Raw genomic sequence first — 14,912 nt, 5'->3', positions numbered from 1 at the left:
TCGCCGTATCGGCCGGTATCCGCCCGGTACCGGCGAGTACCACCCGGCGGCGGCGAGCGACGATCCGTCGGCGGGGAGGCGGATCCGTGAGGCCGATCGTAACAAATTCGAACGATTATGACGATCTCCGGCGGACTGAGCCGGATTTAAGTAGTTGCGGCTCGGCTTTTTCGAACATGAGTAAATCGTACCTGTCAGCCGGCGAAGACGTGAGCGACGACGAGGTCGTCCGAGTGGGGCTCAACGGGTTCGGTCGCATCGGGCGAAACGTGTTCCGCGCGGTGCTGGAGAACCCCCGGATCGAGCTCACCGGGATCAACGACGTGATGGACTTCGACGATATGGGGTACCTCGCCAAGTACGACACCGTCATGGGCCGGCTGGACGGCGTCGAGCGCGACGGCGACGCGCTGACCGTCGGGGGCACAGAGGTGCCGTTGTTCAACGTCCAGGACCCCGCCGACCTCCCCTGGGACGAGCTCGACGTCGACGTCGCCTTGGAGTGTACGGGCATCTTCCGCACCCGCGACGACGCAAGCGCGCACCTCGACGGCGGCGCGGACACCGTGATCATCTCGGCCCCGCCGAAGGGCGAGAAGCCGGTCAAACAGCTCGTCTACGGCGTCAACCACGACGAGTACGAGGGCGACGACGTGATCTCGAACGCCTCCTGTACGACGAACTCCATCACGCCGGTCGCGAAGGTGCTCGACGCGGAGTTCGGTATCGACGCGGGCACCCTCACCACCGTCCACGCCTACACCGGCTCCCAGAGCCTCATCGACGGCCCGATGAGCAAGCGCCGCCGGGGCCGCGCGGCCGCCGAGAACATCGTCCCCACCTCCACCGGCGCGGCCGGCGCCGCCCAGAAGGTCCTCCCGCAGCTCGAGGGCAAGATCGACGGCATGGCGATGCGCGTCCCGGTCCCGACGGGCTCGCTCACCGAGTTCGTCGTCAGCCTCGAGGAGACCGTCACCGAGGAGGCGGTCAACGCCGCCTTCCGCGACGCCGCCGACTCCGGTCCGCTCGCCGGCGTCCTCGGTTACACCGACGACGAGGTCGTCTCCTCCGACATCGTCGGCCTCCCCTTCTCCAGCTACGTCGACCTCCAGTCGACGAACGTCATCGCCGGCGGGAAGCTGCTGAAGATCCTCACCTGGTACGACAACGAGTACGGCTTCTCGAACCGGATGCTCGACATGGCCGCGTACGTCCAAGACGAGGCCTAGACGGCTCGGACCCCGACGCGTCCGGCTGACACGTCGGAGCGACGGTACCGTTCCCCGACGGAGGAGCTCTCCGGCGGCGACAGTTCCCGACGGCGACGTTCCACGGCGGCGGTTCCCGACGGCAACGTTCCCCCAGAGCGCAACCGCTTAACTACCGCATCGACGACCGTTCACCCATGCCCGAGTTCGACACCATCGACGACCTCCCGGCCGACTCACGCGTCCTCGTTCGACTGGACCTCAACTCCCCCATCGAGGACGGATCACCGCAGGACAACCGCCGGTTCGAGCGCCACACGGAGACGGTCCGCGAACTCGCAGCGGCCGGCCACCGGGTCGTCCTCATGGCTCACCAGGGTCGCCCCGGTCGCGACGACTTCACGTCGCTCGCCGGTCACGCGGAACTCCTCGCGGACCACGTCGACCGCGACGTGGCGTTCGTCGACGACACGTACGGCGACGAGGCGCTGGACGCGATCGACGCGATCGACGCGGGCGAGGTCCTCCTGCTGGAGAACACCCGGATGTGTGAGGACGAACTGCCCGAGGCGGAGCCCGAGGCGAAGGCGGAGACGGAGTTCGTTCGGACGCTCGCGCCGCACTTCGACGCGTACGTCAACGACGCCTACTCGGCGGCCCACCGGAAGCACGCCTCGCTGGTCGGCTTCCCGCTCGCGCTCCCCGCGTACGCGGGCCGCGTGATGGAGACCGAGTACGAGGCGAACACCGCCATCGCGACCCGAGAGTTCGACGGCCCCGTGACGATGGTCGTCGGCGGGACGAAGGCGACCGACGTCATCGGCGTGATGGACGCGCTGGACGACCGCGTCGACCGCTTCCTGCTCGGCGGCGTCGCCGGCGAGCTGTTCCTCCGCGCCGCGGGCCACCCGGTCGGCCACGACGTGGGCGAGATGGACCTCTTCGACGAGCAGTGGGAGCGGAACCGCGAGCTGATAGAGTCGGTCCTCGACGAGCGCGGGGACGCGATCCACCTCGCGAGCGACCTCGCGTACGAGGGGCCGGACGGCGAGCGCGCGGAGGTCGCCGTCGACGACATCGACGAGAAGGAGACGGGCTTCCTCGACGTCGGCGCCGCGACGGTCGACGACTACCGGCCGCTGATCCGCGAGTCCGACGGGGTCTTCGTGAAAGGTGCGCTCGGCGTCTTCGAGGACGAGCGGTTCGCCGACGGCACCGTCGGGGCCCTGGCGGCCATCGCGGAGACGGACTGCTTCTCGGTCGTCGGCGGCGGCGACACCTCGCGGGCGATCGAGATGTACGGCCTGAGCGAGGACGAGTTCTCGCACGTCTCTATCGCGGGCGGCGCGTACATCCGCGCGCTGACGGGCGAGCCGCTCCCGGCGGTGGAGGTCTTGGAGGCGGCGGCGCGGCGAGCGGGGAACTGAGGCGGCGGCGCGACGCAGCGGCCCGTCTGCCTACTCCTCGACGTCGAGGTCGAACTGCTCGTTTTCTGTGACCGCGTTCAGGACGACGCTCGTGTTCGACTCCCGGATGTCCGAGTCCGTGAGGATCGACTTGATCTGGTCGTTCATCCCGTCCGTGTCGGTGAACTTCCCGATGGCGATCACGTCGTAATCGCCGGTGACCTCGTAGACGCTCACCATCTGTTTCTCCTGGCGCAGCTTCTCCGTGACGTCCGGCAGCGCGCTCCCCTCGACCTTGAGCTGGAGCACGGCCGTCACGTCGTACCCGATCTTGTCGTAGTCGACGACGGGGGTGTACCCCCGGATCACGCCTTCCTCCTCTAAGTCGCGGAGGTGGTTCGAAACGGTCGTCACCGAGACGTCGAGCTCGTCGCCCAGGCTCCGGAGGCTCGCGCGGCCGTTGCTGAGCAGCGAGTTGATGAGCTTCGCGTCGAGGTTTTCGTACGTCATCACACCTAACAACGCTTCCGGGGGTTTAGAATTTTACGAACGTCCAGCAGTTTTGCCTGTCTGGCGGTTCATGCGCCAAGCGATAAGGCCTTTATACTGGCAGATAACGATTCAAACGTCCAGAACATGACGGACGAACACGCGAAACCGGACGGCGGCCTCACGGCCGATGAACAGGCTGTACTCGACGAGATCGAGGAGCAGAACGTCGATTTCCTGCGGCTCCAGTTCACCGACATCCTCGGCGTCGTGAAGAACGTCTCCGTCCCCGCGCACCAGGCGGAGAAGGCGTTTACCGAAGGGATCTACTTCGACGGCTCCTCCATCGAGGGGTTCGTGCGCATCCAGGAGTCGGACATGCGGCTCGTCCCAGACCCCGACACGTTCGCGGTGCTCCCGTGGCGCAACGACGGCGACTCGGGCGCTGCGCGGCTCATCTGTGACATCGTCGACACCGACGGCGAGCCGTTCGTCGGCGGGCCGCGGCAGGTCCTGAAGTCGGTCCTCGCCGAGGCCGAGGAGATGGGCTACTCCGTCTCGATCGGTCCGGAGCCGGAGTTCTTCCTCTTCGAGAAGGACGACGACGGCAACGCGACCACGATCCCGCACGACAACGGCGGCTACTTCGATCTCGCCCCCAAGGACCTCGCGTCCGACGTGCGCAAGGAGATCATCTTCACCCTCGAGGAGATGGGCTTCGAGATCGAGGCCTCCCACCACGAGGTCGCCGAGGGCCAACACGAGATCAACTTCAAGTACGCCGACGCGCTCACGACCGCGGACAACATCGCGACGTTCCGCGCCGTCGTCCGCGCGGTCGCCGAACAGCACGACCTCCACGCCACGTTCATGCCCAAGCCCATCGCCGACATCAACGGCTCGGGCATGCACAGCCACATCTCGCTGTTCGACGAGGACGGCAACGCCTTCGCCGACGACTCCGACGAGTTCAACCTGAGCGAGACGGCCTACCAGTTCATGGGCGGCATCCTGAACCACGCCCCGGCGTTCACGGCGGTCACGAACCCGACCGTGAACTCCTACAAGCGGCTGGTGCCCGGCTACGAGGCCCCCATCTACGTCGCGTGGTCCGACACGAACCGCTCGGCGCTCGTCCGCGTCCCGGACGCCGCGGGCGTCTCCGCGCGGTTCGAGGTCCGCAGCCCCGACCCGTCCTGTAACCCCTACCTCGGCATGGCGTCGCTCATCGCCGCCGGCCTCGACGGGATCAAGACCGGTGCCGACCCCGGCGATCCGGTCCGCGAGGACATCTACGAGTTCGACGACGCGAAGCGCGAGGAGTACGGCATCGAGACGCTGCCGCCGAACCTCGGCGCGGCGGTCGAGGAGCTGGAGACCGACGAAGTGCTCCAGGAAGCCCTCGGCCCGCACACCTCCGAGAAGTTCGCCGAGGCGAAGTCCCAGGAGTTCAGCGAGTACCTCACCCAGGTGTCGCAGTGGGAGGAGGACCGCTACCTCGAGACGTTCTGAGGGCGACCCGCGGACAGCCCGCGACCGGGATTTTTTCGCCGCGTCAGCCGCCGAGCGCCGGCTCCACCCGTCCGGGAAGCGCCGGGAGCGCGACGACGGCGACCACGGCGGCGGTCGTCGCCGCCAGCGTGACCGGGAGCGCGCCCGCGAGGGCGTACGCCCCGACCCAGAGCCCGCCGGTGACCGCCAGCGCGGGGACGGCGACGCGGGCCGGGACCGACGGCTCCGCGCCGTCGACGAGCCGCCAGCCGATCGCTCCCCCGGCGCCGGTGGCGACCCCGATCCCCGCCTCGACGACCTCCCCTGTGTGTCCGCCCGCGATGGCGACGGCCAGCGCGCCCGCCGAGACGACCGCCGCGAGGGCGAACGCCGGCGCGGGGTCCAGTTCAGCGGTCGGTCCGGCCGCCGAGTCCGCGTGGGCCGACCGCCGGACTCGCGGGTCGCCGGCGAGCCACAGCGCGACCGCGACGGTTCCCGTGCCGACGGCGAGCCCCGCGAGCACGTCGACGAGGTAGTGGACCTCGATGATCACCCGGGAGGCCGCGACAGCGACGGCGACCGCTCCCGCCGCGAAGTAGCGGCGGCGGTCGGTCCAGAGCCGGTCGTACAGCAGCGCGATGGCGAGGTACGCGGCCGCGCCGCCGGTGGCGTGGCCGCTGGGGAAGCCGAACCCGTCCGAGAGCACCTGCGCCTCGTACCAGTCGGAGAGGAGCGCGGGGAGCCACGTCGGGATGTCGGCCGGCGGCATCGCGCCGGGCGGCCGGGGGACCGCGAACCACGCCTTGCCGAGCGCCGTCGCGGCGTACGCGCACGTAACGGCGGCGATGGCGGTCGCGCCGGCGCGGCGCGGCGAGCCCGCGACGCCGTCGCCCGCGAACCAGTAGCCGACCGCGAGCAGCGCGAAGAGGAACCAGGGGTCCGCGAGGTGGGTGACGGCCGCGAAGGCGACGACGACGAACTCGGGGAGCGCGTCGACGAAGGCAGTCTCGCCGACCCCGCGCTCGGCGGCGACGAGTCCGGTCACGCGCCGATCACGCGGTCGCTCGCCGCCGGGTCAAAAGGCGCGGCGGCGGTCGTCACCGGGCCAGGGGACGCGGTGTCGATCGTCACCGCGCCGCGGGGTCCGGTGTCAGTCATCGCCGCGGCGGCGAGCGTAGTCGAGCGCCTTGCCGGGCGTCTCGATCAGGTTGAGGCCGATGCCGACGACGACGAAGATCGTGTATAGGCCGAGCGTCGACAGCCCGAGGACGACAATCGCGCCAACCGCGTAGATCCCGTCAAGGGAGGTCAGCGCGGCGAGCGTCAGCACGGTCCCGTACAGCAGCACGAGGTACGGCCCCCAGCCCCGGGCGTGGCCCCGGCGCATCCGCGAGCGGACGTACCGCTTCAGCTCCGACTCGACCTCCGGTTTGTCGACCGTCCGGCGTTCCACGTCGTCCTCGAACTCGTCGAGCTGCGACCGCAGCTCCCGGACCTCCGCCTCGAGGGCGGCGACGTCCGGCGCGCCGCGCGGCCGTTCGTCGTCGTCCCCGTCGGGATCCGACTCGCCGTTCATACCCGTGGGTCGGTCGCGGTCCTGTTGTAACTGCCGGTCCGCGGCGTCGTCGGAGCCGCCGGCCGCGACGCCGACGCCGTCGCGCACAGCCCCGACCGACCCGTCGCCGCCGGCCCCGCGCCCCGCGAGCACCACGTTGACCACGCCGCCGAGGACGACGACGACGGCGGCGAGGTACAGCCACGTGACGAGGAGCAGGATGCCGCCGATGACGCCGTACACCTGATACTGCGCGGCCCCCGCGGCGTACAACTGGAACCCGGCTTGGAGCAGCGTCCAGCAGACCGCCGCGAACGCCGCGCCCGGCAGCGCCTCGCGGACGCCGATCCGCGGCTGCGGCAGGAGGTAGTACATCGGGAGGAAGACGGCCGCGAGGAAGACGAGCAAGGCGAGGACGCTCGCTGCCTCGACCAGTGGGACCGCCTCCGCGGCCGCGACGAACGCGCCGACGCCCACCATCACCCCGATGCCGACGCCGACCCCGACGACGACCGAGGCGGCGTCCGCAATCTGTGCGAGGAACCCCGGCGTCTCGTCGCCGCCGTACAGGGAGACGAACGCCGTGTCGAGCCCGCGGAACACCTTCAGCGTCGACCAGAGCAGCAGCCCGACCCCGAGCAGGCTCGCCCCGGTCCGGCCGCCGGCGGAGGAGACGGCGTCGACGACCGCCTCCTCACCGGCCGGCGTGAGGAAGTCGCCCGTCGACGCGACCAGTTCCGCGGCGATGGTCTCGCCGAAGACGGCGGTGGCGACCACGACGAGGAGGAGGAGCGCGGGGACGAGCGAGACGAAGGCGTAGTAGGCGATGGCGGCGGCGAGGAACGTCACCTGTCGGTCGACGGCAACGTCGGCGACGCGCCGAACCGTGCCGAACGCGGCGCGCGAGTGTCTGGACACGTCCGGGGGTTCGACCGATGCCGACAAAAGCGGGGTGGTGCCGGCGGCGTGGGTGCGGCGTCCGCGGCGCAGGTGGGGCGTTCGCGGGGCGAAGCCGTCAGTCCGCGTCCTCGCCGAGGACGGCCACGCGCATCTCGGGGATCGACGCCGTGCTCTTCACCGCCGTGCCGCGGTAGTGCGCGCGGCTCGCCTCGTGGCCGGCCCCGCGCAGGCGCTCGACGAACTCGTCCATGCCGATGGCGGGCTCGCCCCACTGCTTGTACAGGCGGTGCTGGTCGTAGTGCGTGGGGGTGTCGATCTCGCGCGAGACCGTGCCGAGGAGCTTGCGCGCGCGCTTCGCCTCGCCCATGTCGTCGGTCGCCTCGCGGCGGACGGCGCGCGCGAAGTCCGGGTCCGCGACCGGGCCGAGCCAGAGCGGCCCGGCCGTGAGCACGCGGTCGCTCCCGCACGCCGGACAGTCGTCGACCGGGTCGGCGAGGTGGCCGCGCGTCGCCGAGCGCCAGAGGCAGTCCTCGCAGTGGTCAACGTGTCCCAGCGCGTCGAGGCAGTCGTCGGCCGCGCGCGCGCCGGACTCCAATTCGAGGTAGGTCCGCGCGTAGTGCCGGGAGACGTGCGAGAGGATCGGCGTGGACGCCTTGTCGTACCGCGCGGCGGTCCGTACCAGCGCGGAGATCAGCGTCCGGAGCCCCATCTCCGGGTGGTAGTCGGTGTTGCGCGGGACCGCTCCGTACTTGCGGATCCCGCTCTGGAGGTGCGCGCCGCAAAGCGGCGCGGTGTCGGTCGCGGTGACGCAGATCAGGTTGCGGCCGTTCGCGAACGCGGCGTCGGCGAAGGGGATCGGGGTGCCGTACGGGTCGAGGTCGACGACGTCGAACGGCCCCTCCTCGTACAGTAAGGCGTTGACGTCGCGGTGGACCGCCTCGCCGTCGAGGCCGTTGGCGTCGAGGTTCGCGGCGGCGAGGTCGATCGCGTCGGCGTCGACGTCGGCGCAGGTGACGTCGTACCCCTCGGCGGCGGCGCGGACCCCGCGGACCCCGGAGGCGGCCATCGCGTCGAGGTACGAGGCGACGCGCGGTTCGCGGTCGCGGTAGGCGCGCAGCGTCGCGACCATCACGTCGCGGTTCAGCTCCTGAGTCGGGTTGAAGAAGACGCCGCCGCCGGTGCCCTCGCTGGCGCCGTCGCGGGCCTCCGGGACGGAGACGGTGAGTCCGCCCTCTTCGATGTCCATACGCTCGGTTCGGTCATGCCGGCTAAAAGGGCCGCGCTCCGAGGGCGGGAGAGCAGGAGCGACGACCGCGCCGGCGGGACGCAACGGGGGAGGCTTTTACCCCGTCGGCGCGGAATCCGGACGTATGAACGGAGACGCCACGCGGCGACGCGACCCGGTCGGCGGGGAGACGGAGGGGCACGGATGGTAAGCCCGGCGCGAGTGGACGCGCTCACGGACCTCGCGTACGGGGCCCTGATCATCCTGTCTATCGTGCTCATCGCGACGCTCCCGGTGTTCAACGTCGCGATCGCGTTCGGTATCGGGGTGTTCGCCTCGTACGTGATCCACGTCGTCTGGAAGATGGCCCGGTTCGACCCGGACTGGATGACCCGCGAGGTCGCTGACCAGGTCGGCAAGCAAGTCGAAGAGAGCGTCGGCGAGACCGTCGATAAAGAGGTCGAGAAGACCGTCGGGGAAACGGTCAATAAAGAGGTCGAAAAGAGCGTCGGCGAGACGGTGAGCAAGGAGGTCGAGAAGACCGTCGAGGAGACCGTCGGCAAGAAGGTGAGTGAAGAGGTCGAAAAGAGCGTCGGCGAGACGGTCAACAAGGAGGTCAACGACGTCGCCGGCGACGTCAGCGACACCGTCAGCGAGGAGGTGACGGGGAAGGTCGAGGAGACCGTGGGCGAGACCGTCGAGAAGACCGTCGAGGAGAAGGTCGGCGAAACGGTCGAGGAGAAGGTCGGTGAAACGGTCGAAGAGACCGTCGAAGAAACCGTCGGCGAGAAGGTCGAGGAAACGGTCGAGAAGACCGTCGAAGAAACCGTCGAGGAGACCGTCGGCGAGAAGGTCGAGGAAACGGTCGAAAAGACCGTCGAAGAAACCGTCGAGGAAACGGTCGAGAAGACCGTCGAAGAAACCGTCGGCGAAGCCGCGGACGGAGACGGAGCAGACGACGAGGAGAACGCCGACGAGACCGCCGAAGCGCGCGGCGACTCGTAACGGATCGGCGACGCCGACCGCCGTCAGTAGTCTCGGTCGACGACGATCACCGGGTCGTCGGTCTCGTCGGCGATGCGGTCGGCGAGCGTCCCGAAGACGCGGTCACCGAGCCGCGACTCCGGCTCGTACATCACGACGGCGTCGTAGTCGGCGGCGACGCGGAGGATCTCTTCGTCGTGCTCCTTGCCCTCGACGACAAGCGTGTCGAGCGACGCGGCGTCGAACCCGGCCTCGACCAGCCGCTCCCGCGTCTCCGCCACCACGGACTCGCCGCGCTCGCGCGACTCCTCGCCCTCGACGACGTGGAACAGCGTGATCCGCTGCGTGGAGTCCTCGTTGAGGACCTCGATGAACGTCGGAAGCCGATCGAACTCGGCGACGTCCGGAAGCGGCACGAGGATCTGGCCGACGCCGTCCGTTGGCGCGGGGTCGAGTTCGGCGGCACACCCCTCCTCGGTCGCGACCTGTTGGATCGCGGCCGCGCGGTCCTTCCCGAACACCAGCCGCGTCCGGACCGAGGCCCCCGCGCCGGCGAACGCCTCGGCGACCTCGTCGAGCGTCGCCTGCGCCGCGTCGCCGAACTGCTCGCGCGCGGAGCTCGCCGGCGTCTGCTCGGGCAGCCCGTAGTGGCCGAGCACCACGACGTCGAGCGACGATAGGTCCTCGATCAGCACCGGTGACAGCGGCTCGGGGTCGGGGAGTTCGAGCGGCACGAGGATCGTGTCTGCCATGGGTCACGCTTGGCCGCCCGGGGCAATAAACGGGGAGATCCACGCGTCGACGATGACGCGCCGCTCTGCGGGCGGACGAGAGAAAACGGTGCCGCGGGGTCGACGCTACTCGTTACCGAACATCTGGCGCATCATCGGATGCATCTCCATCAGCTGCTCTTCGGCGATCTCCTCGTACAGCTTGTACGTGATAGAGACCGCCAGCAGCAGCCCGGTTCCGGAGACTTGCCCGATGGTGCCGAGCAGGTTCGCCATCACGGCGAGCAGCCCGACGAGGGCGCCGCCGATAACGGTCACCTGCGGGATGTACCGCTCCATGACCTTCTCGACGACCTGCGGGTTCCGGCGGAACCCGGGGATCTGCATCCCGGAGTTCTGGATCTGTTTCGCGGTCGCCTCCGGCCCCATGCCGGTGGTCTCGACCCAGAAGATCGCGAAGATGGCACCGCCGACGATCATGAACGTGAGGTCGACGGCGAGCCGGATCGCGATCATCCACGGTTCGACGGACGCCGGGATCTCACCGAGGAACCACATCCACTGCCCGCGGCTCTGGATGGGGTTCAGGTAGTAGAACAGCCCGGAGATGGGCTGTCCGGCGTCGCTGTACGTGCCGAGGAACGCCGGCATCCCCGCCCACTGCGAGGAGAGGATCTGGCCGAGGAACTGGATGTTCGCCTGCAGCGCGCGAACGAGGATCATCGGCAGGACGGACGCGTAGATGAGCTTCACCGGGAAGCGTCCGCGAGCGCCTTTCACGCGGGCGTGCGACAGCGGGATCTCGACGCGGACCGACTCCGCGTACACGACGATCCCGAAGATGAACACCGTGGTGAAAAGCGCCAGAATGTTCCCCGGATCGAACAGCAGGTTCTGGAGACCCTCCGCCGTGAACGGCGACAGCGAGGCCGGCACGTCGCCGACGATGACGCCGTACCAGCTCGCGAAGAACCCGGAGGCACCGAGCGCGGAGAAGCTGAAGAAGCCGCCGACGATCTGCTGGCTCACCGACGCGATGATGAACAGCCCGACGCCGGAGCCGACCCCCCACTTGCTCACGATCTCGTCCATGAACAGGATGAGGATGCCGCCGACGAAGATCTGCGCGAATATCAGCACCTGAACGCCGAGCGTGCCGATCCCGAGCGCGCTCCCGACCGCTTCGTCGGCCGGAAGGAAGCTTCCGGTGAAGACCATCGGCGCCGCCGTGAGGGCAGTGACGATGACCACCAGTAGCTTCTGGAGGCCCTGATAGAGGACCTGGTCGCGCGGGTCGTTCTCCGTGTCGAGGCCGAGGAGGTTCGCACCGCCCAACAGCTGGAGCACGATGGACGCCGTGACGATCGGTCCGATACCGACCTGAAGCAGCGACCCGGACGAGCCCGCGAGCACGGACCGGAACTGCCCGAAGAAGTCGGACCCCTGCCCGACCGCCAACCCGAACGGGTTGATGTTGGTCAGGAAGAAGTAGACGATCAGGATCCCGGCCGTCCACGTGAGCTTCCGTCTGAACGGGACGTGCCCCGCGGGCCGCTCCACGACGGGCATCCGCGAGAGCACCGGTTCGGCGGCCTCCTTCCAGCTCATGTTACGCCTCGTTGTTCTCGTCGTCCGAAGTGTTTTCCGGTTCGTCGGGCTCTTCGGCGCGCTCTGAGAGCGTCGCCTCGCCGCCCGCCTCCTCGATGAGCTCGACCGCGCCGGCGGTGAACGCGTCCGCCGTGACGCGGAGCTCGCGGCGGACCTGCCCGCCGCCGAGCACCTTCACGACGTCCGCCTCGTGGCCGTCCTCGACGACGTCGCGCGCGTCGAAGACGTACGCGTCGCCGTCCTCCTCGGCGAGGTCGTCCGCGGCGTACAGCGCCGCGTCCTCGTCGAGTTTCTGGACCTTCACTTCGAGGACCTCCGTCTGTGCGTCCTCGGGCCGCTTGAACCCGTGCTTGCCGAGCGGGCCGTAGTTGTGGTACTCGTGTTTCGCGCGACCGGCCGCGCCGCGACCACCGCGGTGTCCGGCGCCGCGCCGGTTCTTGTGCGTGCCGCCGCCGTGCGTCCGAGAGCCGCGCTGTCGTCGTTTCTTACTCGTCATCGCATCGCCTCCAGGAGACTGTCAATCTCCTCGGTGGTGTGTTTCCCGAGTTCGCCGCCCTCGATCACCGGGTGTTTGATGCCCTCGTGACCGCCGCGGGGGGCGTGGAGCCGGAGCGTCGGCGAGAGACCCTGCTCGCGCAGCGTCGTCTCCTCGTCGACGAGCGCCTCGGCCAGCGCCTCCAGGTCGGCGTAGTCGGTGTTGTCGTCGATCCACTCGTCGTCGACATCGGCCGAGCTCTCGAGGGGTTCGCCGCGCCGCGCGATCGTTCGCGCGACGGCCTCGACGCTCGGTTCCCCGAACGCGACGACGTCGTTGACCTTCGTGATCATGCCGCGGTACGAGTCCGTCTCGGGAACGAGCGTGGCGTGGTTGACGCGCCCGACGTTCAGCATGTCGAGCGTGTCCTCGACGCCGTGACCGAGGTTGACATCGCCGCGCAGCTGGACGATCGCCTGCATCACTCGCTCACCTCGTCGTAGTGGACTTCGCGCGCGTGCTGGGGCGTGCGGGACTGCGCCGCGTTCTCCAAGGCGTTGAACGTCGCCTTCGCGAGGTTCACCGTGGTGCGCGTGTTGCCGTCGGAGTTCGTCCAGGCGTCCTCGACGCCGGCGAGCTCCAAGATGTTGCGGACCGTCTCCGCGGCCGCGAGGCCCAGCCCCTGCGGGGCGGGCTTGATCTCGACGGTGACGGAGCCGGCCTTCCCCTTCGCCGTACGGGTCAGGGAGTTGGTGCCGCCGGGCTGGTCCTCCCAAGACCCGGAGCCGCGGTCGACCGAGATGATGTTCAGCTTCGCGACGTCGATCGCCTTCTGGATCGCGCCGCCGACCTGGTCGTCGCGGGCCTGCGCGTAGCCGAGGTAGCCGTCGCGGTTACCCACGGCGACGACGCAGCGGAACTTCACGCGGCGGCCGGAGTCGGTCATGCGCTGGACCATGTTGATGTCCAGCACCTCGTCTTCGAGCCCCGGGAGGAGCTGGTCGACGATCTCCGCCTCCTTCAGCGGGAGGCCGGATTCGAGCGCCTGTTCCATCGACGTGATGTCGCCGTCCTGTACCTTGCGGCCGAGTCGCGTCCGCGGTTCCCAGCCGTCGTTGTGTCTACTCATGGTCCTCCTGGATTGTCGCGAGCACGTCGTCGAAGTGCTCGGGTAGCTCGCTGGCGTCGAACGCGCCGCTGTACAGCGGCTCGTCCAGCTGCTCGGCGTAGTCGGCGATGTGTTCGCCGCGCGTGCGCGACCAGTCGGCCAGCACGTCGTCGTTGTGCGGGATGTCGAGGCCCGCGTCGATCGCTCCTTCCTGTACCGCGAACGTCTTATTGCCGGGCGTCGCCGTGTTGAGCCCGATGTCGAGGACGGCCTCGTCGAGGCCGGCGTCGACTGCGCGAGCGCCCGCGAGGAACCCGGTGAGGTACGCGCTGGGGAGGTTGCCCGTGGGGGCGTCCCAGCCGTACTCGCCGAGCTCCTCGCTGGAGGCGGCCGCGTGGGTCTCGTCGCCGTCGGATCCGGGGGTCACCAGCTGCGCCCTGACGTGAGCGTTGCTCACCCGAGCGACCAGGCGAGGCTTGCCCGATTTCAGCAGGCGCAACCTCTGATGGTAATCCGTCCGGACCTCGCGGCGGCGCCGCATCGGCACCTTGTATCGTGGTCCTGTCGCCATTAGTCCGTCACCTCGTAACCGTACTCCGTCCGAATGTACGCCTCGAGACGCGCGACGTCCTCGAAGTCTCCCCCGCTCGCTTTGTTGTACAGCGTGCGGTACTCGGAGGCGTCGAGCACGTCTTCGTCGTCGCGAAGCTCCTTCAGGCGCGCCCGCTGTGCGCGGATGCGCGCCTTCCAGTCGTCTTTCGTGTCCTGTCGCGCGCCGGAGCGCCCCTTGCGGGAGCCGGCGCCCGACTGGTGGCCGTACGAGCGCTTGTCGGCGCGCTCGCGGGCCCGACCGCGCGAGTTCGTCTTCGCGTCCTTCGCGCGGATCGTCCCCTGATCGATGAGCTCGCGGACGTCTTCGCGGGTGATGGCGTCCTCGATCTCTTCCTGTGCGTCGGGGTCGAGCCAGACGCGGCCCTTGCCGACGTCCAGCTCGTCCGCTGCGAGTCGTTTCTGCGCCTTCAGATCACTCATCGTCGACCTCCACTTCGACGTAGGTCGGGTTCAGCACGCGAATTTCGCGCTCCTCCGCCTCGTCTTCGATCAGTTCGCGCTTGCGACCGCCGACCTTCGAGGCGATCCGCACCGCCTGCGTGTCGCCGTCGACGCCCTCAAGATCGTCCGTGTTGTGGACGCGGACTTCCTCGAAGCCGCTCGGGTGTAGGTCGCGCGACGCCGTCGGCGAACGGAAACCGGCCTCGACGACCGGCCCCTTCGACTTCATGCGACGGCGCTGCTTGGAGAGCCCGCCGCGCGGCTTGCGCCACGACGTCGGGATCCGCTTTTTCTTGTGGTAGTCCTGCCGGTTGAACTGCGGTTTCCCCTCGCGGTGCTTCTGTGCGAGCGCGCGAGCGGTCTCGTCGTCCAGTTCCGGCGTCTTGTCGGCGTGGCCGCGGGGGCGAAGCTCCGTCTCGACGGTCTCTTCGGCGTCGGCCTCGTCGGCCTCCTCCTCGTCCGTCTCGTCTTCGATCTCCGCGTCCGCCTCCTCGTCGACCTCCAGCCCGCCGACGTCGGCCTTGATACGCGCTGCGAGCGCGTTGCCGACGCCGTCGACCTCGGAGAGCTCCGACTGAGAGGCGGCCTTCACGTCTTCGACCGTCTCGTAGCCGGCCTCGCGAAGGGCGTCCGCCTTCGAGGGACCGACACCGCTGATGTCTTCCAGTTCGTCTGCCAT

General features: G+C 69.2%; 16 protein-coding genes. 4 read left to right on the top strand and 12 right to left on the bottom strand.

The genetic code is table 11. The annotated features are described in order from the left end of the window. Positions 1-176: 176 nt before the first annotated feature. Both gap and ABNG04_RS01115 read left to right on the top strand, forming a co-directional pair. Positions 177-1,229 carry a type I glyceraldehyde-3-phosphate dehydrogenase gene (gene gap, locus ABNG04_RS01120; protein ID WP_371159298.1) on the top strand — a complete coding sequence of 351 codons (1,053 nt, stop codon included), beginning with the start codon at positions 177-179 and terminating at the stop codon, positions 1,227-1,229. 176 nt (positions 1,230-1,405) lie between these two features. Beyond that, the gene (locus ABNG04_RS01115) at positions 1,406-2,635 is read left to right on the top strand and encodes a phosphoglycerate kinase (RefSeq protein WP_371159296.1); all 1,230 of its coding nucleotides are present in this window, start codon (positions 1,406-1,408) and stop codon (positions 2,633-2,635) included. 30 nt (positions 2,636-2,665) lie between these two features. Here ABNG04_RS01115 and lrp read toward each other — a convergent pair whose 3' ends face one another. Beyond that, entirely contained in the window at positions 2,666-3,124 is a 459-nt protein-coding gene (gene lrp, locus ABNG04_RS01110) for an HTH-type transcriptional regulator Lrp (protein ID WP_371159294.1), read from the bottom strand. Positions 3,125-3,250: 126 nt separating this feature from the next. Here lrp and glnA point away from each other — a divergent pair, with 126 nt between their 5' ends. Beyond that, positions 3,251-4,615 carry a type I glutamate--ammonia ligase gene (glnA, locus tag ABNG04_RS01105; protein WP_371159292.1) on the top strand — a complete coding sequence of 455 codons (1,365 nt, stop codon included), beginning with the start codon at positions 3,251-3,253 and terminating at the stop codon, positions 4,613-4,615. A gap of 43 nt (positions 4,616-4,658) precedes the next feature. Here glnA and ABNG04_RS01100 read toward each other — a convergent pair whose 3' ends face one another. The 3 genes from ABNG04_RS01100 to ABNG04_RS01090 all read right to left on the bottom strand — a co-directional run bounded on the left by ABNG04_RS01100 (position 4,659) and on the right by ABNG04_RS01090 (position 8,295). Continuing rightward, on the bottom strand, positions 4,659-5,639 hold the full coding sequence (locus ABNG04_RS01100) for a phosphatase PAP2 family protein (protein ID WP_371159290.1): 981 nt from the start codon (positions 5,637-5,639) through the stop codon (positions 4,659-4,661). 105 nt (positions 5,640-5,744) lie between these two features. Next, the gene (locus ABNG04_RS01095) at positions 5,745-7,067 is read right to left on the bottom strand and encodes a YihY/virulence factor BrkB family protein (protein WP_371159288.1); all 1,323 of its coding nucleotides are present in this window, start codon (positions 7,065-7,067) and stop codon (positions 5,745-5,747) included. A gap of 97 nt (positions 7,068-7,164) precedes the next feature. Next, positions 7,165-8,295 (bottom strand): tRNA (guanine(26)-N(2))-dimethyltransferase, encoded by a 1,131-nt coding sequence (locus ABNG04_RS01090; RefSeq protein WP_371159286.1) that lies wholly within the window; start codon positions 8,293-8,295, stop codon positions 7,165-7,167. A 183-nt stretch (positions 8,296-8,478) separates the two neighbouring features. On the opposite strand from ABNG04_RS01090, the gene ABNG04_RS01085 reads away from it, so the two are divergent. Further along, on the top strand, positions 8,479-9,279 hold the full coding sequence (locus tag ABNG04_RS01085; RefSeq protein ID WP_371159284.1) for a hypothetical protein: 801 nt from the start codon (positions 8,479-8,481) through the stop codon (positions 9,277-9,279). Between the two features lie 23 nt (positions 9,280-9,302). Here the strand turns inward: ABNG04_RS01085 and ABNG04_RS01080 are convergent, their stop codons facing one another. From ABNG04_RS01080 to ABNG04_RS01045, 8 genes are all read right to left on the bottom strand, one after another. Further along, on the bottom strand, positions 9,303-10,010 hold the full coding sequence (locus tag ABNG04_RS01080; protein ID WP_371159282.1) for a universal stress protein: 708 nt from the start codon (positions 10,008-10,010) through the stop codon (positions 9,303-9,305). Between the two features lie 105 nt (positions 10,011-10,115). Further along, on the bottom strand, positions 10,116-11,597 hold the full coding sequence (gene secY, locus ABNG04_RS01075; RefSeq protein ID WP_371159280.1) for a preprotein translocase subunit SecY: 1,482 nt from the start codon (positions 11,595-11,597) through the stop codon (positions 10,116-10,118). A gap of 1 nt (position 11,598) precedes the next feature. Then, entirely contained in the window at positions 11,599-12,093 is a 495-nt protein-coding gene (locus tag ABNG04_RS01070) for an uL15m family ribosomal protein (protein ID WP_371159279.1), read from the bottom strand. Continuing rightward, the gene (locus ABNG04_RS01065; protein ID WP_371159277.1) at positions 12,090-12,554 is read right to left on the bottom strand and encodes a 50S ribosomal protein L30; all 465 of its coding nucleotides are present in this window, start codon (positions 12,552-12,554) and stop codon (positions 12,090-12,092) included. The genes ABNG04_RS01070 and ABNG04_RS01065 overlap by 4 nt, the downstream gene beginning before the upstream one ends. Then, entirely contained in the window at positions 12,554-13,201 is a 648-nt protein-coding gene (locus tag ABNG04_RS01060) for a 30S ribosomal protein S5 (RefSeq protein ID WP_006114456.1), read from the bottom strand. The genes ABNG04_RS01065 and ABNG04_RS01060 overlap by 1 nt, the downstream gene beginning before the upstream one ends. Continuing rightward, a complete protein-coding gene (locus tag ABNG04_RS01055; RefSeq protein WP_371159274.1) occupies positions 13,194-13,751 on the bottom strand; it encodes a 50S ribosomal protein L18 in 558 nt (185 codons plus the stop codon). The genes ABNG04_RS01060 and ABNG04_RS01055 overlap by 8 nt, the downstream gene beginning before the upstream one ends. Further along, entirely contained in the window at positions 13,751-14,212 is a 462-nt protein-coding gene (locus ABNG04_RS01050) for a 50S ribosomal protein L19e (protein ID WP_371159272.1), read from the bottom strand. The genes ABNG04_RS01055 and ABNG04_RS01050 overlap by 1 nt, the downstream gene beginning before the upstream one ends. After that, the gene (locus tag ABNG04_RS01045; RefSeq protein WP_371159271.1) at positions 14,205-14,912 is read right to left on the bottom strand and encodes a 50S ribosomal protein L32e; all 708 of its coding nucleotides are present in this window, start codon (positions 14,910-14,912) and stop codon (positions 14,205-14,207) included. Before ABNG04_RS01045 ends, ABNG04_RS01050 begins: the two co-directional genes overlap by 8 nt.

Source organism: Halorubrum miltondacostae, assembly GCF_041379815.1.
Taxonomy (GTDB): domain Archaea; phylum Halobacteriota; class Halobacteria; order Halobacteriales; family Haloferacaceae; genus Halorubrum; species Halorubrum miltondacostae.
The sequence above is the reverse complement of the archived record's forward strand: the minus strand, read 5'-3'. Positions and strand labels throughout refer to the sequence as shown.